Here is a 22,629-nt window from a genome sequence, read left to right as displayed (position 1 = left end):
AGTTAAATCCGTAATGCCCATAGGAACACTCATCAAAAGCATTCAAGACATCATGCGCAAAGATGTTGGCGTCGACGGCGATGCCCAGCGCATTAGTCAGATAGTCTGGTTGCTGTTTTTGAAAATTTTCGACGACAAGGAACAGGAATGGCAACTGACCATTCCCGGTTATCAATCTCCGCTACAAAGCCGCTTTCGCTGGTCGAACTGGGCCAAAAATCCGGAAGGCGTGACCGGTGAGGAATTAATCGACTTCGTCAACAACGACCTGTTTCCCTCGTTAAAGCGTTTAGCCACGGCCGCCGGTGTCTCGCCGCACGGCAAGGTCATTGGCTCGGTATTTGAGGACGCTTACAACTATATGAAATCCGGCACTCTGTTGCGTCAGGTTATCAACACCATTCAGGCCGATGTCGATTTCAATTCGTCCACTGACCGCCACTTGTTCAACGACATCTACGAAAAAATTCTTGCCGATCTGCAATCGGCTGGTAACGCCGGCGAATACTATACGCCGCGCGCCGTTACTCAGTTCATGGTCGACATTCTGGATCCCAAACTTGGTGAGATCATCCTTGATCCGGCCTGTGGCACCGGCGGCTTTTTGACTTGCAGCGTCGAGCATTTAAAGCAGCAAGTCAAAACCCATGACGATTCAAAAACTTTGCAGGCTAGCATCCACGGCGTCGAGAAAAAGCCGCTGCCGCACATGTTGGCAATGACCAATATGATGCTGCACGGCATCGACGTGCCGACCAACATCCGGCATGACAATACGCTTAGCCGACCATTGAAGGACTACGGCCCCAAAGATCGGGTAGATATCATTATTACCAATCCACCGTTCGGCGGCATGGAAGAAGATGGCATCGAGAACAATTTTCCGCGCAAATACCAAACCCGCGAAACCGCCGACCTGTTCATGGCGCTAATCATGTATTTGCTCAAGCATGACACTGGCCGTGCTGCAGTAGTGTTGCCGGATGGCTTTCTGTTTGGCGAAGGCACAAAAACCAACCTCAAACGCGAGTTATTGGAAGAGTTTAACCTGCATACCATCGTCCGTCTGCCCAAAGGTGTATTCGCACCCTACACCAGCATTGCCACCAACATCCTGTTCTTTGAAAAGGGCGAACCGACACAGGATGTCTGGTTCTTTGAGCATCCCTATCCGCAAGGCTATAAGAGCTATTCACGCGGCAAACCGCTGACCATCGAAGAGTTCGATCTTGAAAAGGCCTGGTGGGGTGGCGCACAACGCAAAGGCCGCAAGATCACTGAAAACGCCTGGAAGGTATCAGCCCAAGAAATCGCCGATAAAAACTACAATCTCGATTCTGTCGGTAAGAACCCTCACCAAGTTGTAGTCAAACATGATAAGCCGGAGGACTTGCAAAAGGAGTATGAAACCATCGTTCAAGAGTTGCTTAAGGCGCAGAACGAGCTCAAAACCGAACTACTGGCTGCCCTGAAGGCCAGCAATGGGGAACAGGCATGAGTGATCGGCCCGTTTCCCTGCTGCCAACGCCTGAAGGTTATGCCGACTGGCTGAGCGAGCTGAAAACCCGTATCCATAACGCCCAGCAGCGAGCCACACTCTCCATCAACCGCGAATTGGTGCTGCTTTATTGGCAGATCGGACGCGATATTCTGGCGCGGCAGGCCGATCAAGGCTGGGGCGCCAAGGTGATTGAACGCTTGGCGCAGGATTTACGCATCGCCTTTCCCGACATGAAGGGATTTTCGCCGCGCAATCTCAAGTACATGCGTGCTTTTGCCGAGGCGTGGCCGGATGCCGAATTTGTGCAGCAGGCTGCTGCACAATTGCCGTGGTTCCACCTTTGCACCTTGATGGACAAACTCAAGAACCGCGAAGAGCGAGATTGGTATCTGGCGTGCGCGGTAGAACACAACTGGTCGCGCAACATTCTGGTTATGCAGATCGAAACCCGTCAGCGGGAGCGCAGCGGCAAGGCGGTAACCAATTTTGCAGCCAGCCTGCCCCAGCCGCAGTCCGACTTGGCGCGCGAGTCGCTAAAAGATCCCTACCGCTTCGACTTTCTGGGCCTGACCGATGAAGCACGGGAACGCGAGATCGAAAAGGCGCTGGTAAAACACGTCACAGAATTTCTACTGGAACTGGGCGCGGGCTTTGCGTTCGTCGGGCGGCAGGTGCTGCTGAACGTGGGCGGTGACGAGTTTTTCATCGACCTGCTGTTCTACCACCTGAAATTGCGCTGCTATGTGGTGATTGAACTCAAGGGCGGAAAATTCAAACCCGAGCACTTGGGTCAGCTGGGGTTTTATCTCACCGCCGTCGATCGGCAAGTCAAACACGAACACGACAATCCCACCATCGGCCTGCTCTTGTGCAAGAGCAAAAACAAGATCGTGGCTGAATACGCCTTGGGCGACAAAACCCAGCCCATGGGCATTGCTGAATACAAGCTACTCCAATCGCTGCCCGAAGAGCTGCAAACCAGCTTGCCCAGCATCGAACAGATCGAGCGCGAACTGGCGGGGTACGATGAATAAGCACACCATCGCTTTGCTGGAACAACACTTCGACACGGCGTTCTCTGCGCCGGATGGTATTAAAAAACTACGCGAGTTGATTTTGACGTTGGCTATGCAGGGCAAGCTGGTGCCGCATGATCCAAACGACCCGCCAGTCAGCCAACTGCTGAAAGAAATCGAAGCAGAAAAAAAAAGGCTGGTGAAGGAGAGTAAGATCAAGGCTCCCAAGCCGTTGCCCGAGATCACTACCAGTGATGAGCCTTATGCATTACCGCAGGGATGGCAGTGGGTTCGACTGGGTACTATTGGCAATATTTTCAATGGTAACAGCATCAACGCCTCCGAAAAGGAGTCGAAATACACTGGCGTAAAAGGGCTACCATACGTCGCCACCAAGGATGTTGGCTATGGTTTTGAACCGCTGGACTACGAAAATGGAATTTGTATTCCACTTGATGAGACAAAGTTCAGGATCGCCCACAAAGACGCAGTGTTAATCTGCGCCGAAGGCGGCAGTGCTGGAAAAAAGTGCGGATTGACTGACCGTGACATCTGCTTCGGTAACAAACTTTTTGCCAATGAGCTGTATGGCCAAATCTCATCCAAGTTCATTCTCTATGTTTATCTGTCATCGGTTTTTCGAGCATCATTTACAATAGCAATGACGGGGATCATCGGCGGTGTCTCCATTGCCAAATTTGTCGAGATACCGATCCCTCTTCCCCCACTTGAAGAGCAGCTTCGCATCGTCGACAAAATAGATCAATTGATGGAGCGTTGCGATGCGTTGGAAGTTCTGCGAAATGCCCGCGAAAGAAAGCGCTTGGCGGTACACGCCGCCGCGCTCACGCAACTGCTCGATATTACAAGCAATGGTAACTCTGACGACGCTTGTGCCTTCATCACCAGGCACTTCGAAGATATTTACTCTGTTAAAGAAAACGTCGCGGAACTGCGTAAGGCTATACTGAATCTTGCAATTATGGGAAAACTTACCGAGCGTCGCAAAGACGACCGTCCGGTAAAGGAGCTTCTCGAAAAAATCAAATCCGAAAGATCTCGCTTACTTATTCGTAGAGCAACCAACGATCAAATTGACCCAAAAAAATTAACATACTCAATCCCAGATAGTTGGGTGCTTTTGCCTCTTAATGCCATCTTGATTTTTGGCCCTACCAATGGATATTCTCCCAAGGCTGTGGATTACGAAACCAAGGTTAAATCGTTGACATTGAGCGCAACTACCTCTGGTGTGTTCAAAGGCGAGCACTCAAAGTTCATTGCTGACGATATACCAGCGAGCTCCGATCTTTGGCTAGAAGATGGTGACATTCTAGTGCAGCGTGGCAATTCCATTGAATACGTTGGAGTTCCTGCAATTTATAAGGGCGGGAGAAATATTTACATTTATCCAGACTTGATGATGAAACTGCGGGTATCGAGAGAGCTCGATAATGATTATGTTTGCTTTGCTATGAGCGCAGCGCCGAGTCGTGATTTTCTTCGAGAGCGTGCTTCCGGTACGTCCGGAACGATGCCCAAAATTAATCAAAAGATATTAATGAGCCTTCCGATTCCGGTGCCGCCATTGGAGGAGCAGCGTCGAATAGTGGAAAAAATAAACAAGCTAATGAAGCAGTGCAATCAGCTTGAGATGCAGATCGAAGTCGCAAATCGGAAGAGGTCTGAACTATTGAACGCCGTAATGGCGCAAGTATAACTGGATTGCAATGCGTCTGAGATCAGTTTTCATCAGTCAGTACAAGAACCTTAAGGATTTCAAGCTCAGATTCGATGGTGCGAGTTTTATTGATGTATTCGTTGGTAAGAATGGCAGCGGCAAATCCAACCTGTTCGAGGCTTTGATCGAAATCTTCCGTCATCTTGATCAACTCGGACGTGCAGACAACAACATTGACTTCGACTACAAACTGAATTACGAAATTGGCGGGCAAGAGACCGAGATCGAATGGAAAAGCAGCAAGCTACGCATCAATCAAGACGAAGACCGTAAGACGCTGGGCCAGACACCATTTCCAGACAACGTGCTTATCTACTACTCTGGTCATAATACGACAGTCACTGGTTTGGTGGCAGGTTATGAGGAAGCCTTTCGCCGACGCATCAAGGGTGCCAACCTTGATGACACTCGCCGCTTCATCGGCATCGGCCCGGAATACAAGTCGCTACTGCTGGCAGTTTTACTGGCACAGCCGGAGGATGTCCGGGCTCACCTATTCATTCGTCAAAAGCTGGGGATTGATAAGCTAGGCATCACAAAACCAGGAACTGACAATCTTACCGAACCTGTTCTTCGCATTGAGTTCCAGCGCCCGGAGTATGCGCGGGGAAAGAAGGTGTTCGACATTGAACTCAATGATGAGACTGACAGGTACTGGAAGGCCGATGGCATCACTAAGACTTTTCTCGATACATTGAGTAATTGCAGATGGGGTAATACAGAAGGATTGCCGGTCACCGAAGGCTATTTCCAGAACGGTGATCGTTATGTGTTAATTCTGTCTATCAGCAAGCTGCAACAGGAATTTCATGGAAAATGGCAGGATTTGTTCCGTCAGTTCGACAATTTGAAAACCCTGGGAATGCTGGACAGCATCTCTGTGCCGCTTCGCCTTGCTTCTGGTGGGGAAGGAAATATCACCCATTTCAGCGATGGCCAGTTCCAGTCGGTTTACATCTACTCCATCGTCGAACTCTTCAAGGATCGCAATTGCCTTATCCTGCTTGATGAGCCTGATGCTTTTCTGCACCCGGAATGGCAGTTTGATTTCTTGCGGCAAGTATTCGACATCACCGATACAGCAGCAAAATCCAGCCATGTTTTGATGAGTAGTCACAGCGCGTCGACCATCACCTGTGCCAAAGAGAGTGTCATCAATCTGTTTGCATTCGATGGCGACAAAGTGACGCTGACCAAGGTGAATAAGGCCGATGTCATCAAATCGTTATCAGCTGGTTTAATTACTTTTACCGAGAGCGAAGCCCGTCTGAACATTCAACATGTCCTGAAAAACACATCAGGCCCTGTGCTGTTTACAGAAGGCATTACGGACGAAATGATACTGGAAACGGCATGGACAAAGCTCTACCCGACAGAGAAGATATGCTTTGAGATACAAAATGCTTTTAGCTGTGGATTTCAGCGTAATTTGATCAAAGACAACACGCTGTATCAGAACCACCCAGGTAGAACGTTTTTTTCACTTTTCGACTTTGATGAAGCCTATAACGATTGGAACCAGCTTGGCCAAGATGTGCAAACGGATCCAGGTCTGTGTTTGGTAAAGAAACGCAGCGGCTGTGAAAGTTACGCGCTGCTCCTGCCTGTTCCTACCAATGGTCAAATTCGTAAACAGGTAATCAACCCTCACACTGGCGGCAATTATGGCAATAGATCACTGTTGACAATAGAGCTTCTATTTCATGGTATTGCTGGTCTTGATGCATATTTCACTGTTGATACTGAGCGCACAGATGGATTCATAAAGTTCGTCAGCGACAGCCAAAAAGTGACATTTGCCAGAGATGTTGTTCCGACGATTGATGTGGTGCATTTCGCAGTATTCCGTCCGTTGTTTGACTTCATCAAGTCAAAGTGCGTCGGAGGAGTCACGCCATGACCGACCACAGCAAGAAGCTGAACCGCAACAGTACCGCTGAGCTTCTGGTCTTCACCGGCTGGTTGGTGAACAAATCATCGACACGCTTACCATTCCCATACACAGGTAATAGACAGGGGCTTGAATGAGCAAGAATAAGCAACCGCAATTTACTAAAAAAAATGAGGGCTCTATTGTCCGTTCATCGGCGGCTGAATATCTGATCTTTGTCGCGGCTAGCGGCAGTGGTGGCGTTGAAGCTATTTATGCCGATGAAAACGTCTGGCTTACGCAGAAAATGATGGGACTGTTGTATGGCGTTGAAACCCAAACCATCAACTACCACCTTAAGAAAGTGTTTGCCGACAGCGAACTGGAAGAAAATTCAGTTATTCGAAATTTTCGAATAACTGCCGCAGACGGTAAAAATTACGAAACCAAGCACTACAGCCTTGCTGCGACTATCGCCGTTGGCTACAAGGTTAACTCCGAACGCGCGGTTCAGTTCCGCAAATGGGCGAACACTATCATTGAGACGTTCACCATCAAAGGCTTTGTGATGGATGATGAGCGTCTGAAGAATGACGGCTCAATACTCAACAAGCGCTATTTTGAAGAACAGTTACAGCGCATTCGGGAAATCCGCCTGTCCGAGCGCAAATTCTACCAAAAAATCACCGACATTTACGCCACCTCAATTGACTACGATGTCACGGCGCAGGCCACCAAGCGTTTTTTTGCTACCGTACAAAACAAACTGCATTGGGCTATTCATGGACAGACGGCGACAGAGGTCATCTACCAGCGCGCCGATGCCGAAAAAGACAATATGGGTCTGGCAACCTGGAAGGATGCACCCGGTGGTAAAATTCAGAAATTCGACGTAGTAGTCGCCAAAAACTATTTGACCGAAAATGAAATGGCACAATTGCAGCGGCTAGTTTCAGCTTATCTGGACGTGGCCGAGGACATGGCACTGCGGCAGATTCCGATGACGATGCAGGATTGGGAAACCCGCCTAAACCGATTCATCGAAGCAACAGACCGGGAGGTTTTACAAGACGCCGGAAAAGTCACGGCAGAAATCGCCAAGGCGCATGCGGAAAGTGAATTTGAGAAATACCGCATCGTGCAGGATCGGCTGTTTGAGAGTGATTTCGACAGAATCATCAAGCAGGTCGAGTCTGAACACAAATCAGAAAATGATGAAGAGTGAGCACCAAGAAAAACTCTGTCTTGTGGAGTGTTGTCAAAGCCAAACTGGCTAATCTTGATGGTGCTGGCTTGCTAAGCCTGAATAAGTAAGAATTCAATCTGATGGTTGCCTCGATTCTTACCCTGTAATCTTTTGTTTAATCTTGCATTAACTTTTGAAATGCAACTTCCCCGATCATTTTTTCAATCGTCGTAACAAATTCGCGATCAATTGACATCATGAAGGCAAGCCAGCCACGCAACCTGCCGTGTTCTTCTTGTGACAATATCCCTTGTTTGTAATGATGTGCCATGGCACGAATTGTACGTTTTTTTTCCCTCCCAATAGATGCTGTTCCTGCATTTGAAAGCACAAGACCAGTAAGTTGTCGATGATGTTTTTTCGATGTAAAAACAGTCTTGTCCGCGTTAAGAGTAAGCTTGGGGGTTTTTAAGCTGCGACAAAGCATTTCGACAAAAATATACGCATCATTAAGAATATTCGGTTGATTAGTCGATAGGGCTAAGTCGTCAGCATATCGGGTGTAAGTAATTTCATTTTTTATGCAATGCTCAATGACAGCAGAATCAAAGTCAAACAATATTGTGTTAGATATTGCAGGTGAGCTAGGCGCACCAATAGAAAGTATCAAGTCCCTTTGGCCTTTAGGCCGCCAAAAAAAGACACGCGATAAGGTTTTCATATCTTCTCTACTGAGTGCCGAATATTTTCGGAGATGCTTAATAAAATCGACCGCTCGAATTGAAGGGAAAAAATCCTTAAAATCCAATTTCAGTAGATACTGATTCTTCGCATGCGGAGAGGCATGGTCAAGAATGTTGTGATTCAAGCGATAGGCTTTTGCGGCGTCATTAACCGGAAGATTTGAAATATAGCGATCGACCAAGTACCTTTGCAGCAGTTTAATTTCCGCTGTGGGCTGGGCAATGGTCCTTTTTCCTCGACCATTTCGTTTTTCAATTTCATGCACTTTGTATCTAGATGGTGCAGTTCTGATCAGGCGCTCAACTTCCTGCCGTCCAAGCGGGAATTCGTGAAGGATGATTTCGATAACGTTCATATCATGCCTTCGGATGAATTTCTTGATATGCCTTTAGCCGCGACTTATCAGCATTGAGCCAAGGAGTAACTTTCAGTAATTTGAAGCGCCCCCTGTCGAAAACAGGCGCTCCAGGATGTCCTGAATAGTTCAAATACGCAATTCGATCCGGTGGAGCCACAAAAAACCTCTTTGTTGTACCAGGGACAAACCTGATAAGCTCAAACCGTAAAAGCTGGCTTGTTATTCGACTTAGATGTTCATAGTCTATTTTCACCCCCATCACTTGAATAAGCTCATATAGCTCCTTTTGAGTGAGTGCTCCAAATAAATCTATTAGGTCGGCAATTAATAAAAACTGATCTCTATGCCTATCAGGTTGAAACCCAAGTGTCTTTGGCAAAGTCGCTAACTTTTCCTCCAGAGCGCTAGTTAGGTCGGGAAGTTGAGGACAAACTTTTGTTGGATCTAATGTGTCGAGAACACAAACGGAATGGTCATGGTGCAGTTCAATCTTTTTGATCGGCCCATTTGCTATGAAAGAAGGCGCTTCGTAATATTTCTTCTCAATTGCTACAAATAGTCGTTCCGAGAGAATGGGATCTGTGCAAAATGATCCCAATTCGGCATATGCCCCCTCACTCTCAGAAAAGAGGATAATTGCTTTTGTCAGGTGACCAGCATCAATTTCAAAATCGACTAGATTGCTATACCCAGCAAAGTTGTTCCAGTCTTCGAACTGCTCAGGTGTTCTAATTTGATCTGAGATGGTTGGTTTATTTATCGATATCCAATTGATGAATATTTGACGAGCTGACTTGTTTGATCCTCCTAGTTGTCCACCAAAAACCAAAATTATCGGGGGCAACTGATCAATGCGCGCGTTTAGAGGGCTTACAGCTGCCTTGAAAATTTCGACGACATTGGTAGACAAAGATCAATTACCTTAAATAGTCATGAATTCGGCCTCGCCGAAATTGAGCCACCGCACGAGTTCGGCGAGGCCGAATTCATGACGTAGATGGTGTCCCACTTAAGTACGGTCTGGCGAATCGCCCGACACAGATAGTCTTATTTGGAAGAACTATCAACGCGTAATTGAAGGTAAATTATTTCATAGAAACAAGAATTTGGCAATATGGCTCATCCTCATAGCCTCAACAAATGACCCGGTTATGGCTGCTATAGATAGCGATCCCTGCCGTTATAGCAGTTTAGTTCGGGGCGTTAGTTCTCTGTGGCCGGACAAAATAGTACTGTCGAACATTCTAGACAATCCCACTATTCTATTGCATGCTGACGATCTAGTCTTAACCTGTAGCTAATTATCAGAGGATCGGATGGCATGCAGTAGGGGAAAATCCTTATAGATTAATATTTTATTGAGGATAAGCTAGTTTCGTGGTACATATACGATTAACTATTTAAATACATGCCAACTTAAATATACTCGATGGAGGAATTATGCAGTTGCGCGAGTTCATCAAGGAAACGCTGACGCAGATCGTCGACGGGGTTCGAGACGCCCAAGAGCCGAATGGTGGGGCGTTTATCGTTCCAGCCGGAGATGGTGGTCACAAGTATGCGGATCATCCTCGGTTCTCTGCGAGCGCAAGACTAAAGTCGACCATAGTTGACTTTGATGTCGCCATCACCGCAGAGGATTCAGACAAAGTCGAAGGCAGTGGGGGCATACGAGTTTTGTCCATTCAGTTTGGCGCGAAAGGCGAGGCGGCATCCAAGGACACTACGGTCAGCCGCATTCAATTTGCCGTACCGCTGCTGCTTCCAGAAAGCCAGCGCGAGTGGCATAAGGAAGGTCGTGGCAATGAATAGGGAGTTGCAAAACATATTTTCTACCGGATGCGGTGTTACGGTGCACTGTTTAATGTAGTCTATTGGCCCATGTCTATTAAAACAGCGTTAGCTACATGGTTTTAGTGTATGACAGAGCTTCAGACAATCTACCTCGCAAAAATAAGCGAAGCACTGGCTAGGCTTACGGCAAGCGAGGGTTTCGTGAGTTCCTACGGCGAGTCCAAGGATGTGTTTATTCTGGAGTCAGGGATACTGCAAATGCGAAAAGCTTTAGAAGCTGTAGCCTACGCTGCTATTGCTCCAAACAAAGTTCAGTATGCTGAATATCGTGCACAAGCGGAAAAGAATACAGACTACACAAAAGATTTTAATGCTAGATCGATCCTGCAATTTCTAGCTAAGATAAATCCCGATTTCTACCCTCAACCGGCTTCCGCTCCTATTAACGTATCTCCAGGCCATTGGCATTTTGATCGACGAGAAGATAAATCCCTCACAAAAGATAAATTCGAAAAATTCTATGATCGTTTGGGAAAGTATTTACACTCTGACAATCCATGGGGTGACGACAAAGGACTAAACAATCTTGCTAAAGACCTCCCAGAAGTAATTGCGGCAACTCGTTCCTTGTTATCTTGGCATTTCACAACGATTCGCGCACCAGAGTTCTCAGGGGTTTGGGTTGTCGAAGCCCCTTGCAACGGCACACCTCCACGAGTTATTGTTGGTAAAGCAGATGGTGAGTTTGTTGTGCAATGAATAATGCAGTTTACAACACCATCAACACAGACGTTTAGCTTCATCTTATGTGGCTGCAGCGGATATACGCTAAAATCTTTGAATTACGCAAAGTGTCCGACCATTTCCTGTCAGTGTCTGGTCAAATCTCAATCAGTTTCCAGAGTTTTCAGATTGAATCTAGATTTTCACACCTGATGCAAGTCCTATATGCCGCCAGTAACCAATCGTCTTCTATTCATTAGATGGAAATGAAGGAATACCTCTGTCAGATTCCGGCGACCATCGCCAGCATTGCATGTGTTTGTCATGGTAATACTGGATTTTTTCCAGTTTGCGTATATGGTATTTCTCATCGCCAGTTACACCAAATACCTCCAGCACCCATTTTCCCCGGCAATCATTTAGCACAAAGTCCGGCAAGTAAGGATCATCGCCCAGCTTTAGCGGTTTGGTGAATGCCCGGCATTCATCAATCAATTTGTCGGCTACCTGCAGTTCATAGCTGGAATCGACAGGGATAAACTGCTTGTTAGTGCGCATCAGGGCAATTTCGCCTATGGCATAATAATCCTTTGATCGGAAAACCGTACAAATGGCGATGATGTGCCTGTCCGGTTTGCCGATTTCGGAAAGCAGTTGGCCGAAACTGTATTCCGCTTTTTTAGCAATTTCCGCCGGCATCCATAGCAGTTTGTCCAGTAGCTGAATGGATACGCCAATGTTGCCATTGTCCATTCTGGATTTGACCAGGCGGTTGACGACGCCTATGACTATAGCCGCTTTACCAGAATAGGAAGTATTATCGTAGAGAGTCTGCTGGTTTTCGGCAATGCTTTTTTCCCTGGTTTTATCCCAGTATTCTTTATCTCTGATTTGATTGTCATCTTCACGGAAGACCCAGTGCGGAATGACCAATTTATTGGAAAGTTCCTGTTTGCTAACGGAAATGGTATTGGCGATTTTGTTAATATTGGATGCTACCGAATTAATACCGCGATTGGATCTGCAGTTAGCATTCCAGTTGTTCAAGTAGGCTTTTTGCCAGCATAAGTGTAAAAAACCAAGTAGCGTTATGCTGGCACGGGTCTTGGTTTTATTCGCTGTAGCCTCGCTGCCATAGATTTTAGATACTTTTGGCTTTGGATCGGTGATGATGGTTAAATTCGTTTTGATTTTGACATCCAGCCTATCGCCATTTTCAATAATAGCCGGTTGGTTGTCTTTACTGTATTTGGTCAATGCAGGATTGAGGTATAGCGTACACCAGGGAGCATGGTTGCCGCTGGTGTTGCCTTTTCTTGATGGGAAGTAGTAAGAGCGTTTTCTAATAACAATTTCCCGGCATTCCTTATCGTCTAGGCAATTGCAGTAAGGATGCACCAGGCCTCTGTGATATCTGGCCATCAGTTGTTGGGCAAAATGGTTTTCCGAATCGGCCAATAGCCCAAATTCGATTAGCGTACCGCCGATATTGATTTCACTCATAGCTGGAATCCTTTTCTGTTAGATTTGCCGGAAATTTGTTTTGCCGATTTGCGTAAAATTGGCTTAGGCAAGCTAAATCGACGTAATGGACTTGGGCTTTGCCGGACTCGATGTCTGCAATGGTTTTTATGCTGATGCCTGTTACTTTGTTTACTGCTTCCAGTGTTAATTTTTGGTTATGCCTTTGCTGTTCTAGGTAAATACTGATTTCTTCAAGGCTGGGCAATACGGACGTATTGTTTAAATATGTGATTACCTGGCTAATTTCCGTTTTGTGCTCCTGTACGGTTTCTGCTGTTTTATCCTGGGTAAGCTGGACAAATAGATTCGGTTTTGGCGGCGTTCCGGGTTTATTGCTCCATTGCCAGATCACGCATATGGCTAACCAATAGGCGTTAGCAGTTTTTTGCGCCATGTCGCGGTGGGCTTTCCAGAATTGGATAACATGACGTTTGCCGACTTCGTGCAGATTGTGCAGTTGTTCGGATTGCTCGATGAATTCGACGAACTTGATCATTCTGCCAACCTGCAACCGGCGATTTTCCTTGGAACCGCTACGCACGTATTGGTGCGCGAGGGTGTGGATTTGATTAACCAATGTAGACACTAACCACCTCCAGCCGGTTGTGACCTAATTCGGTCGATAGTTGTAATCGGGCTTTATGGTCTATGGCTTCGGCAGTTGCTGAACCTACATTTAAAAAGCTGGCCAGATAATTTAGCCAGTCCTTTCTGGGAATGCCGGTGTTAATCGGTGCCGGTGCGCCGGTTAACTCATGATAGCGTTGCTGGGCGTAATGATGACGCTGCGCATGGAAATTGAATTGAAGCTGTTGGGCTTTGGCGTAACAGGCTTCCCGGAATTTCACATAACTCATGTCGGTTGGGATCATGGAGCGTCCGTCCTGGATATTGGCCGCTTGTTTCAGTGCTAACTTTGCTTCACTACTGACCGGAACATCTCGGCGTTTGCCGCCCTTGGTGCCGGTGAGAATGCTAACGGTTCCGGTTTTACCGGCTTGTAGTAAAGCCTGCCTCGCATCCAGTAATGCTGACTCCTTAAAGCGCAGTCCCAGCGTTCGCTGTAAATTCAGCAGGACGATTACACGCTGGTCTAGCGGTTCCTCTGTCTGTTCAGCCAATTCGGCAATAACTTGATCGTGTTGTGACTGTGGAAGAGCTTTGCTTGATTCCGGCAGGTATTTCCGTTTCGGAATGCCGCAGTCCTTGGTTGGACTGACTGTCTTCCAATTGCCTGCCGTGGCGGTTATCAGAACACTGTTTACCGCCGAAACATAAAGCTGAGCAGTTGACGGCTTCAGTTCGCCTTGCTCGATGCGGCTATTTAAATGCCGGCCATAGGCAATCAGGTGATCCGGCGTGATGTTTTCCATCTTGCCGATTCTATATTCGGCCCCCAGCCATTTCGCGAATACCGTCCAGCGATCAGCCAAAGTGCCACGGGTGGAAAATGACTTTTCCGATTGCTGCGAGCATATTTTTCCAGCGCGCAAAAGATTGCGGCTGCCGATGCCGAAATTCCGGATGGATTTAGAATGGTTACCCCGGTGTAACCTGGTTTGTTTTTCATCGGTCATTTTTTGTTTCCTGTCAAAAAGCGATGGCACTGGGCTCCATCATTCCAAACAGACTTTTAGGTATAAATCCGCTTGGAAAGAGGGAGCCGGGTCGGCCTTAAAAAATGGTTTAACGTCATGAGCAGGGACCCCGGCTCCTCACCCTCTTTGTACACAAGGCCATTCTCATGACGATGAGTGTTGACGCACGAGTTGCAAACTCGGCAGTTGTGCGTACAAAGTGTGTGGTGTGCGCGGCTTATGACTCGCTGCGCTAGCGAGATACTGGTGGTCTGTCGGAAACGAACTAGGGGTGCTGGCCAAACGCATTGCTTGTCCTACCGCGACAATCAACTCTGCCCCATCATCGTCCGTTATCGACAAAACCCGGAAAAACCCGCGAATACTTCGCAGTTATCCGTTTGATTTACTTAATGGAAATACTTAAATACCTTTCTGTTTCTGTTTTTCAGAAAAATTAAAACAGCAGGTCTTACTTGAATGATCGACGCCCTACCAGCGCCAGAGCATTAGTGTGATGACAGAACCCGAACCGACAAGCCATACCGGCGTTGGTTTTGCATAGGCAAAAGCCGAACGCAGCATGAAGCATGGCATTCAGTCCAGGTGTCGTGGGGATCTCAATAGATTGTCAACCGGTTTCAGATCAAGGTGGATGGCATAGGCCAGCCTAATCCTCAGACACAAAACGATTGATCATGTAGGCCGATAGCCACAGCTTGCCACCCTGCATTGATAGTCATCAATACAGTATCCATCCTACGGAACCGGGGTTCCGAAAAAGATTTCTGCACCCTAGAAAAGGCGCAACAGCAACACCGCCGTTCGGAAAACCTACTAACGCGGTTTATCGGTTATCTAAGGCGTACGAGTACGCAGATAGAATTCTGATCGAGACGATCAGAACACAAACCGGGAAGGTCGACAAACGTTAACCAACCAGGTAATTCTTACCAGGCGCATTTATCTGTGCCCTCTGTTTTATCGGATTTCGTGAGAAAATCATCAATCTATATAGCTTCAGCATCTTTCAATACTGGGCAAGTCATTTTTGTACAAGTATTTTTTCGGCATCTAGCCTTAATCATTTCCAGCGGCATCCTCTGCCATCCCCTCAGGGATTACATCCAAGCTGGCACTACTCTTTGTTTTAACTGCCGAGTTAGCAGTCTATGAAAGTTTCGTCCTGAAAAGTTCTTTGAGCCGCGGTAATTTTCTTACAATCGTGAGTAAGCTGTCAAGCGGAAAACTTAGATTATTTTAATTATTTCAATTGGTTATGTTGTTTATTGTCGTCCATTAAAAGCCAGCAGCATCCAGCTACGTCCGAGTTTTTAATTCATTTTGTATTAAAATTTTCTGAAACAAATTCATTTACGTCACTTGTTTCGTACTCACAAATGGAGCACAATTGTAAGCTAATGACTCACAGGAGTAACTTATGGAAAATTCGACTACTAAAGACAGTCGCCTAAATATACGTTGCGATATGCGTGCTCGTGCATTGCTTGACAAAGCAGCAACCTATTCACATGTCAGTATTTCCGAGTTTGTGTTGTCTCATGCATTGGAATCTGCTGAAAAAGTTGTTCAGGCGAATGAGAGCATCACGTTACAGCCGGAAGATTTCCATGCATTCTTAGCGGCTCTTGATGCACCGAGCCAACCGAATTCCGCTTTACAAAAAGCATTTAAACGACATGCGGAGCAAGTTTTGAAGTGACGCGCTTCCATATCCGCCAGCTCAATAAATCGGTTGATAAAACATCATTTGATTGTGGACAACCGGAATTGAATGATTATATTCGCCACTATGCTTCGCAAGACGTAAAACGTAATGTTGCCAGAGTGTTTATTGCAACCCCGGAATCCGCAGAAACTCAACTGGCCGGTTTTTTTACTTTAAGTGCAGGCAGTATTCATTGTTCTGAGTTACCGGAAGCCTTTGCAAAAACATTGCCCAGATATCCGGTGCCGGTTGCAATACTCGGCAGACTGGCTGTTGATGTTCACTTTCAGGGTAAAGGTTTAGGTTCTATATTGCTAACAGAGGCCTGTCAGCGTGTTGCCCATGCCAGCAGTACTTTAGCGGTAATTGGCATTATTGTGGACGCAAAAGATGCCGCTGCAGAATTTTACCGGCATTTTGGTTTTACGCCTTTGCCAGGCAAACCAAACAAGTTATTGTTGCCGACAACCACATTTGCTCCCAAAACCTTAATAAGATAGAGACTCCTTAATAATTTTGATTGAATACTAAAGTTCCCCCATATTTTTAGATGAGAGAACTAAAAAACCTTTAATTTCAATATGGTTCCCTTGGTTCGCTGGTTCCCTCTATAAAAACTCATACCCTAATTTGTTTTAACTGGAAAAAAATTTTGCAGAATTGCTTAGCCCAGCCGCTGTTGGAATTAAGCTATTATTTCTTTTATTGGATTTTTTGTAATCGACCGATTACAATAAGCTATGTACATTATTCGCACCCTTCCTCAGTTCGATAAATGGCTATCCGGCATTAAGGACGGCATGACCAAGCGTCGCCTGGTAGCCAGAATTAAAAAAGCCCAGCTGGGCAATCTGGGCGACATCAAATCGGTTGGAGAAGGAGTTTTCGAAATGCGTGAACATTTTGGTGCAGGTTACCGGATGTATTATCTACAGCATGGCGCAGTAATGATAATCATGTTGGGTGGTGGGGACAAATCATCACAAGCAGATGATATTGCAAAAGCCAAACAACTAGCCAATCTTTTGGAGGATTAAGTGATGACTGAAAAAATTAGTGTTGCCAGTTTACCTGAGTTTGATGCATCACATTATTTGGATAGCGAACATGCAATTGCGGAATATTTAACAGTCATTATTGAAGACGGCGATTCAGCTTTGCTTGCCGCAGCGCTAGGGGATATTGCGCGTGCCCGAGGCATGGCGGATATTGCTAAAGCATCCGGCCTAACCCGTGAGGCGCTTTATAAAGCGCTAAGACCTAATGCTCATCCTCGTTTCGATACAATCGCTAAAGTATGTAAGGCATTAGGCGTAAAATTGCAGGTTGAGCCTATTTGATTTTTCTGTTTTGAGATCGGCTAACCTGGATTTAGGGTTTCAAGTGAATTCAGAGGCATTTAATGTACGATAAGGCATCGAACCAAGAACCATTTTTAAGTCGAAAATAGTCGTGCCTGATAGGGTTGCTGGTAAATTTGCTGGTAGTTGAAAATTCTAAAACAAATAAATATGTTGTTTATCAATTAGTAAGTCATGTGATTCTTTAGACGCCGCCCCACCAAGAATGTCGAATTAAAACAGCCGCCAACGAGCGGCTGTTTTTTTTGGTACATTTATTCGAATTTGACTCAACTTAGTGAGTGCTTGACTTAAAATCCACTTATTAGTCATATCTTCAATTAAAATTAATACGGATACACAATGAATATCCAATTGCAGCCGGAATTTGATGATATATTGCAATCCCTTGGTAGTAGCGCGGCTGAGTTTTTTTTGGCGGCAAGTCTATACCACGCTAAAAAAATTAGCTTTGCTAGCGCCGCTCACATGGCCGGTCTGGATTTTGAAGGATTTAAAACTCGCTTAATAGAGCATTTTGGTCAAGGCAATATCCTGGACGATCAATGTGTTTTTGAAGGTATTCAAACGATAGCGCAGCCTTAAATTCGTGAAAGTGTAATGGATAGATTAAATTGGTCGCAAGCAGGGAAGAAAGTTGCAAAGCGGGCGTACGATGCCGCACTTGATAAAGAATATGTAGCGCTTTTGCAGAAGCTAAAAGACATGAGCCAAAAAGCCAAAAATCCTGGAGACATTTGGACCATTCACGATTTTCTTAGCCAGCAACGGAAAACGATGGATCAAAAATACGATTACCGTTATTCTCAGCTTATATTCGTCTTTGGAAGGCTGATCAGAGAAAAATGGATTGACGAAAATGATCTTGAAGGGCTGAATGAAGAAAAACTTAATGCTATTCGCTATATTGCCTCATTGTAGCGATGGCTTTTTGACAGGAAAGGCGCCAGAACAATGGGGCCACACATAGCGAAAACAAAGATGGGAATGAAGCATGGCCAGCAGATGGCCAATTGATCATCTGCCGTTTCGGCGTGTAGCTGCCTTCGCCTAACCTCTACCCAGGAATTTAGCCCTTGCTCGCCCAGCCCAGCCACCACGATAAGCCATTCCCATTTTTTTCTGTCGATTCGGCATTCTCAGCGCAGCAATGTGCTGCGCTGGAGGGGTTATTTTGGCAAGATGCTGACTGGCAGCATCGGGATGGTGCGTTTTATCGCTGTTCGCTTCGTGATGTGACTGAGGATATTCCTGCAAGTTTTCTGACGGAAGTGCTGGCTAGAATGCGCGAGATTACCGAATTGCCCCTCGTAGATCGAGTTGTGGTCACGGCCCAACGTATGTTGCCTGGACAAGTTATTGGTATACACAGCGACCGGCCATTATTGGGTTATGAGATTGCTCGACTGGTGGTACAGCTTAACCAGCAATGGCAGGCTGAACATGGCGGTGTTCTGGAGTTATTCTCATCGCCGCAGAGTGAGGTGGTGTTCAGGGTTAATCCTGAGTACAACAAAGCCTTTGGCTTTAGGTTGCATGTCGATTCATATCATGGTGTTACCGAGGTCACCCAGCCGCGCCAAACAGTGGTCTTTAATTTCTGGCATGCAGCCAATACACCAGAGCTTGCCGCGCACATTCAAGCTTTGTTTACCAAGGTGAGATTCTCCGATCTGCCGGCAGCACTTGATTCGGTGGCCTTGGCGGCAGAATTGACTTTGCCTGAGGAAACTACGTTTCATGCCGGCACAGCGGCGATAGCACTACAACGCTGGGGTTATGATGATGCTACTATTATTAGTGGCTATCAGCACAGCGCAGGTCTGGTTATCTGCGACTCTAACGATGCTGAGACCTATGCCGCAGTGCGACTGGCTGATTGGGTGGCGTATTTGTATCGGGATTCGTTTGATTTGGCACGATGGCAGATCTTGCAGCGCGAACTTGATGGAATAGCAAGGTTTGCTCGTCTGATGCCCACCTGGCAGCTTTGTCTGCCGGAATAGAGAGCCTGGGATTTCTATTTCAGCTGATACATGCAGAAATGGTTATATCAAACCGGTGCTCTGTAAAAATCAAAGCTGTTCTAAAAGCTATGTTTGCGTCAATAGTTAATTTGGGCAGATTGGTAGAGGACTCGTCAAAAATCCCTCTAACCCTGCTTTGATAACGGCTACGCTGCGAATCCCTCGATTCCACTGCGTTGCATCGAGGCTACGGGTCATCTAAATAGAGCGCTAAACCACACAAAACAGCAAACCTTGCCGGAGATTCAATTTAGTTATAAATGAAGATCCGGCAATTTATTCGTAAGATTAGAAATGATAGGTATTTAAGCTATATACGCCTATAAGGACCGTAATTTCAATTGATTCGGCTTTTAATGTGTGAATAACGCTGTTTTAACACCAGTGCCAATAATCCGTTACCTAGCAGAAACAGGATGTTGGGTTCAGGCACTACCGATACGCCGCCGGAAACATAATCAAATGCCGTTAAAGTGTTGGCAACCGCAACCCCATAATCTGCAGCAGAGCCGCCGGAGATGCCGTTACTCCAAAAGTTAACTACCTTACCGCCGCCGATGTCGAACATCAGGCCATAAATATCAAGAAATCCGCCCGAAGCAGGGTAATCCGAGGCAGTTTGTGGTGAGCCAGCAGGATAATATAAATTGTCGTAAGTCAAAAAGCCGCCGTTATCAACGGGTAAGTTTGCGGCTACCGCAAACCGGCTAAAATCATTTGGAGCCAATAAATTGGTGACTTCCGGCGTATCGTGCGTGATAGCCACGAGTGAGCCTATCGCCGCATTGACAATATTCAGTCCATTATTCGTGTCAGTGAAACTGCCGCTGATACCGGTCACCTCATAAGCCTGGGAATATTTTGCGTCAGTCGCCGCACCGTAAGTCAGCACAACCGAACCGCTTACGCCTGGACCTGTGAAGGAAAAATCAAACACGCCGGCCTCAACCTGGCTAGTTAAAGAGACAGCAAATAGCGCCATTGTTAGGGTAAATTTTCTTATTATCATTAATACACCTGCTTGGATTTATAGTTAAAATTATTAATTCGCTAAACGTGCAATTAAAGCCTAACACAAGGCTTTGCGTATTAATAGGATTTGTTTTAGCCGTTATCCGCGGCAGGGTTAGTACTGGCTCACTGACAAAGAACGACCTGTTTTACCTGATTGCTCATGAGGTTATGTAATGTGGCTATTCATTTTGGTTGTAATTAACCAATTGATTTTTATTGATAAATCGCTTTGTGCAACAGTCAAGTCCAGCTTTAAAAGGTTATGTTTGGATTAATAATTACAAATTATGCGACGATATGCACTCAGCTATTAATTGCAAAAAATACCCAACAGCGGCACCGGGTTTGCAAATTGAATTAGATTGACAAAGCTAATCCAAGCAAGTGTGATTTATGGGCTATTTAGCCGGATTAAAGCCTAACAAAGAATATTATGCTCAATCAAACCGGTTTGGCTAACGCAGGTTCAATTGTGACAACCATGCGCGCTGCTTTTCCAACAAGCCTGGCAATTTATGCCTTTGGCAGCCGTATCAAGGGCACGGCAAATGCGGATAGCGATCTGGATTTGGCGGTATTGGTAGCCGGTTACGTGGAGCCTTTGCAATTATGGGAGCTGTCAGGCACATTGGCTGACATAGCGGCTTGTCCGGTAGACTTGTTGGATATGCGCGCCGCTTCAACTGTCATGCAATTTCAAATATTAGAATACGGTCAGCGTTTATGGGGGCAAGAACCTCAAGCCGGATTATTCGAGTGCTTTATTCTCAGTGAAAAAACGTCGCTGGATAGCGCCCGCGCCAGTTTGCTCACAGATATTCAAGCTCAAGGCAGTGTCTATGGTCGATGATGTGTTAATCAATAAAGCCGCCACCATCGAACGCTGTGTGGCTCGTGCTCGAGAAGAATATCAGGTTGATCCGGATGGTTTTGCTGATAACCTTACCCGGCAAGATGCAGCGGTATTGAATATTCAACGTGCCTGCGAAGCCGCTCTGGACATGGGGCAACACCTGATTCGCCGTGAAAAGCTGGGGGTACCGCAAAGCGCCAGAGATGTGTTTAACCTGCTCGCGCAAGCTGACTGGATCGATGTCGTATTGGCAGATGGTCTAAAACGGATGGTGGGGTTTCGTAATATTGCTGTGCATGACGATCAAAGCCTGCAATTACCGATTACCGTTAATATTATTACCCGGGATTTGGATGAATTCTTGCGTTATTCTGTTGCCATTCTTACTAAAGATGCACTTCACTCCTAAGGCTAAAGCCGCACTGAAAAACGCTGGTCAATGTCTAATCCAACACTCGATTTGTCAGTTAACCGACATAATCAGCTCAGCCGCAATTTGCCAATTCTCCGTGATCTGCCGCTCCCAGGCTTATTAATCAAGATTTTGGGCTATGGTCTGCTTTTTGCTGCAATATAGTTTTTACTCCACAGCAAACAGACTATGCGCTACGAGCCTTATGCCGATGAATATGCCGCCGTCCCCAACATGACGGATGAAGAATTGCTGGAATATTTTCTGTTCCGGATTGCCGAAACTGATGAGGTCTGGAGTTTGAAAGATGGCCCGCGTTGGCTCACCCGTGAAATCAATGGTCAGGAAACTCAGCCGGTCTGGCCATTCAAGCGTTTTGCCCAGGAGGCAGCAGTAGGCGATTGGCAAAATTTGCGGCCGGTGCCTGAGTCACTGGAGTTTTTTATTTACCAAATCCTCAATCAACTTGCCATACGCAATGTCACGATAGAAATCATGCCGCGTGCATCCGGACCAGGTTGTCTGATTAATCCGCGCCAACTCGCCAGTTATCTGGAAGGAATGCGCGATTCCAGTGAATGTATGTTGGGGGATTAGTCGCTGGTCTCAGGCCAGTCAGATTGCACGTACAAAGCTTCAACTTTTTGTCGAGCCCAGGGCGTTTTACGCAAAAATTTAAGACTGGAAGCTATGCTGGGCTCGTTGGAAAAACATTTGATGTCTATCTGTTCTGCCAAACCCGGCCAACCATACTTTGCTACGAGGCGCTGCAACAATGTTTCCAGCGTCAAGCCGTGCAGCGGGTCGGGGTTTGTGGCTTTAGTCATCAGTCTGGCTGTCCGGTTTGGACTCAGCCTTTTTTACCCGAATCTTGCTGCCGTTCACATCCAGGCTGTTCAACAATTTGATGGCGGCTTTGGCTTCGCCTGGCTTCGGCATTTCTACAAAGCCAAAGCCTTTGGATAAGCCGGTATCCTTGTCGATCACCAGCGTACAGGATTGCACAGTGCCGTGCGCGGCAAATAAGGCCCGCAATTCAGGCTCTGTGGTATTACGGTCAAGATTTCGTATCAAAAGTTTCATGTAGGCCTTGCTCATTATCAATGGGGCAAACTATACAGCGTTTTTCACAAACATTCACACCTCAGCTTACGCCATATTGTTTATACTTAAACCTCAACCAGCCCTATTACCTAACA

At 46.3% G+C, this 22,629-nt stretch carries 26 protein-coding genes; 18 read left to right on the top strand and 8 right to left on the bottom strand.

The features are described 5' to 3' along the window. Positions 1–13 precede the first annotated feature (13 nt). The 6 genes from KEF85_RS14795 to KEF85_RS14775 are packed head-to-tail and all read left to right on the top strand — an operon-like array spanning position 14 to position 7,353. On the top strand, positions 14–1,498 hold the full coding sequence (locus tag KEF85_RS14795; protein ID WP_215581892.1) for a type I restriction-modification system subunit M: 1,485 nt from the start codon (positions 14–16) through the stop codon (positions 1,496–1,498). After that, positions 1,495–2,535, top strand: coding sequence for a PDDEXK nuclease domain-containing protein (locus KEF85_RS14790; RefSeq protein ID WP_215581890.1), 1,041 nt, complete (start codon positions 1,495–1,497; stop codon positions 2,533–2,535). Before KEF85_RS14795 ends, KEF85_RS14790 begins: the two co-directional genes overlap by 4 nt. After that, positions 2,528–4,237, top strand: a complete 1,710-nt coding sequence (locus tag KEF85_RS14785) for a restriction endonuclease subunit S (protein ID WP_215581888.1) — start codon at positions 2,528–2,530, stop codon at positions 4,235–4,237. Before KEF85_RS14790 ends, KEF85_RS14785 begins: the two co-directional genes overlap by 8 nt. Before the next feature lie 10 nt (positions 4,238–4,247). Next, positions 4,248–6,158: an AAA family ATPase gene (locus tag KEF85_RS14780; RefSeq protein ID WP_215581886.1), complete on the top strand. Its 1,911-nt coding sequence runs from the start codon at positions 4,248–4,250 to the stop codon at positions 6,156–6,158. After that, entirely contained in the window at positions 6,155–6,286 is a 132-nt protein-coding gene (locus tag KEF85_RS16955; protein ID WP_281413647.1) for a hypothetical protein, read from the top strand. Before KEF85_RS14780 ends, KEF85_RS16955 begins: the two co-directional genes overlap by 4 nt. Beyond that, positions 6,283–7,353: a virulence RhuM family protein gene (locus tag KEF85_RS14775; protein WP_215581884.1), complete on the top strand. Its 1,071-nt coding sequence runs from the start codon at positions 6,283–6,285 to the stop codon at positions 7,351–7,353. The genes KEF85_RS16955 and KEF85_RS14775 overlap by 4 nt, the downstream gene beginning before the upstream one ends. Before the next feature lie 136 nt (positions 7,354–7,489). Here the strand turns inward: KEF85_RS14775 and KEF85_RS14770 are convergent, their stop codons facing one another. Together KEF85_RS14770 and KEF85_RS14765 are read right to left on the bottom strand one after the other, a co-directional pair. Continuing rightward, positions 7,490–8,413, bottom strand: coding sequence for a retron St85 family RNA-directed DNA polymerase (locus tag KEF85_RS14770; RefSeq protein WP_215581882.1), 924 nt, complete (start codon positions 8,411–8,413; stop codon positions 7,490–7,492). A gap of 1 nt (position 8,414) precedes the next feature. Then, positions 8,415–9,326: a retron St85 family effector protein gene (locus KEF85_RS14765; protein WP_215581880.1), complete on the bottom strand. Its 912-nt coding sequence runs from the start codon at positions 9,324–9,326 to the stop codon at positions 8,415–8,417. Between the two features lie 530 nt (positions 9,327–9,856). On the opposite strand from KEF85_RS14765, the gene KEF85_RS14760 reads away from it, so the two are divergent. Both KEF85_RS14760 and KEF85_RS14755 read left to right on the top strand, forming a co-directional pair. Continuing rightward, positions 9,857–10,228, top strand: coding sequence for a hypothetical protein (locus tag KEF85_RS14760; protein ID WP_215581878.1), 372 nt, complete (start codon positions 9,857–9,859; stop codon positions 10,226–10,228). A gap of 108 nt (positions 10,229–10,336) precedes the next feature. Next, positions 10,337–10,969: a hypothetical protein gene (locus KEF85_RS14755; protein ID WP_215581876.1), complete on the top strand. Its 633-nt coding sequence runs from the start codon at positions 10,337–10,339 to the stop codon at positions 10,967–10,969. Positions 10,970–11,182: 213 nt separating this feature from the next. On the opposite strand, the gene KEF85_RS14750 is transcribed toward KEF85_RS14755, so the two are convergent. Genes KEF85_RS14750 through KEF85_RS14740 form a run of 3 tightly spaced genes read right to left on the bottom strand, consistent with a single transcriptional unit; the run spans position 11,183 to position 14,034 of the window. Next, positions 11,183–12,436 carry a DUF1173 family protein gene (locus KEF85_RS14750; protein WP_215581874.1) on the bottom strand — a complete coding sequence of 418 codons (1,254 nt, stop codon included), beginning with the start codon at positions 12,434–12,436 and terminating at the stop codon, positions 11,183–11,185. Continuing rightward, the gene (locus tag KEF85_RS14745; protein WP_215581872.1) at positions 12,429–13,043 is read right to left on the bottom strand and encodes a helix-turn-helix domain-containing protein; all 615 of its coding nucleotides are present in this window, start codon (positions 13,041–13,043) and stop codon (positions 12,429–12,431) included. Before KEF85_RS14745 ends, KEF85_RS14750 begins: the two co-directional genes overlap by 8 nt. Next, the gene (locus KEF85_RS14740; protein ID WP_215581870.1) at positions 13,027–14,034 is read right to left on the bottom strand and encodes an integrase domain-containing protein; all 1,008 of its coding nucleotides are present in this window, start codon (positions 14,032–14,034) and stop codon (positions 13,027–13,029) included. Before KEF85_RS14740 ends, KEF85_RS14745 begins: the two co-directional genes overlap by 17 nt. Before the next feature lie 1,441 nt (positions 14,035–15,475). On the opposite strand from KEF85_RS14740, the gene KEF85_RS14735 reads away from it, so the two are divergent. The 7 genes from KEF85_RS14735 (at position 15,476) to KEF85_RS14705 (ending at position 19,130) form a co-directional block, all read left to right on the top strand. Then, positions 15,476–15,757, top strand: coding sequence for a type II toxin-antitoxin system TacA family antitoxin (locus KEF85_RS14735; protein WP_215581869.1), 282 nt, complete (start codon positions 15,476–15,478; stop codon positions 15,755–15,757). 68 nt (positions 15,758–15,825) lie between these two features. Further along, positions 15,826–16,263, top strand: a complete 438-nt coding sequence (locus KEF85_RS14730; protein ID WP_246534969.1) for a GNAT family N-acetyltransferase — start codon at positions 15,826–15,828, stop codon at positions 16,261–16,263. Between the two features lie 240 nt (positions 16,264–16,503). After that, on the top strand, positions 16,504–16,800 hold the full coding sequence (locus KEF85_RS14725) for a type II toxin-antitoxin system RelE/ParE family toxin (protein WP_215581866.1): 297 nt from the start codon (positions 16,504–16,506) through the stop codon (positions 16,798–16,800). 3 nt (positions 16,801–16,803) lie between these two features. Beyond that, positions 16,804–17,103, top strand: coding sequence for an addiction module antidote protein (locus KEF85_RS14720; RefSeq protein WP_215581864.1), 300 nt, complete (start codon positions 16,804–16,806; stop codon positions 17,101–17,103). Between the two features lie 363 nt (positions 17,104–17,466). Beyond that, complete coding sequence (locus KEF85_RS14715) at positions 17,467–17,709, top strand: UPF0175 family protein (RefSeq protein WP_215581860.1); 243 nt, start codon at positions 17,467–17,469, stop codon at positions 17,707–17,709. A gap of 15 nt (positions 17,710–17,724) precedes the next feature. Beyond that, entirely contained in the window at positions 17,725–18,045 is a 321-nt protein-coding gene (locus tag KEF85_RS14710) for a hypothetical protein (protein WP_215581858.1), read from the top strand. Between the two features lie 155 nt (positions 18,046–18,200). Next, positions 18,201–19,130 carry a 2OG-Fe(II) oxygenase gene (locus KEF85_RS14705; RefSeq protein WP_246534968.1) on the top strand — a complete coding sequence of 310 codons (930 nt, stop codon included), beginning with the start codon at positions 18,201–18,203 and terminating at the stop codon, positions 19,128–19,130. Between the two features lie 358 nt (positions 19,131–19,488). On the opposite strand, the gene KEF85_RS14700 is transcribed toward KEF85_RS14705, so the two are convergent. Continuing rightward, positions 19,489–20,160 (bottom strand): hypothetical protein, encoded by a 672-nt coding sequence (locus KEF85_RS14700; RefSeq protein ID WP_215581856.1) that lies wholly within the window; start codon positions 20,158–20,160, stop codon positions 19,489–19,491. Between the two features lie 438 nt (positions 20,161–20,598). Here KEF85_RS14700 and mntA point away from each other — a divergent pair, with 438 nt between their 5' ends. The 3 genes from mntA (at position 20,599) to KEF85_RS14685 (ending at position 22,027) form a co-directional block, all read left to right on the top strand. Beyond that, complete coding sequence (mntA, locus tag KEF85_RS14695) at positions 20,599–21,015, top strand: type VII toxin-antitoxin system MntA family adenylyltransferase antitoxin (RefSeq protein WP_246534967.1); 417 nt, start codon at positions 20,599–20,601, stop codon at positions 21,013–21,015. Next, positions 21,005–21,427, top strand: coding sequence for a type VII toxin-antitoxin system HepT family RNase toxin (hepT, locus tag KEF85_RS14690; RefSeq protein ID WP_215585186.1), 423 nt, complete (start codon positions 21,005–21,007; stop codon positions 21,425–21,427). The genes mntA and hepT overlap by 11 nt, the downstream gene beginning before the upstream one ends. 192 nt (positions 21,428–21,619) lie before the next feature. Then, a complete protein-coding gene (locus tag KEF85_RS14685; RefSeq protein WP_215581854.1) occupies positions 21,620–22,027 on the top strand; it encodes a DUF2750 domain-containing protein in 408 nt (135 codons plus the stop codon). Here the strand turns inward: KEF85_RS14685 and KEF85_RS14680 are convergent. Beyond that, complete coding sequence (locus tag KEF85_RS14680; RefSeq protein WP_215581853.1) at positions 22,024–22,257, bottom strand: VF530 family protein; 234 nt, start codon at positions 22,255–22,257, stop codon at positions 22,024–22,026. The two genes, KEF85_RS14685 and KEF85_RS14680, sit on opposite strands and share 4 nt — an antisense overlap. Then, positions 22,250–22,513 carry an RNA recognition motif domain-containing protein gene (locus KEF85_RS14675; RefSeq protein WP_215581850.1) on the bottom strand — a complete coding sequence of 88 codons (264 nt, stop codon included), beginning with the start codon at positions 22,511–22,513 and terminating at the stop codon, positions 22,250–22,252. The genes KEF85_RS14680 and KEF85_RS14675 overlap by 8 nt, the downstream gene beginning before the upstream one ends. Positions 22,514–22,629: the final 116 nt, after the last annotated feature.

It is taken from the genome of Methylomonas paludis (assembly GCF_018734325.1).
GTDB lineage: Bacteria > Pseudomonadota > Gammaproteobacteria > Methylococcales > Methylomonadaceae > Methylomonas > Methylomonas paludis.
The sequence above is the reverse complement of the archived record's forward strand: the minus strand, read 5'-3'. Positions and strand labels throughout refer to the sequence as shown.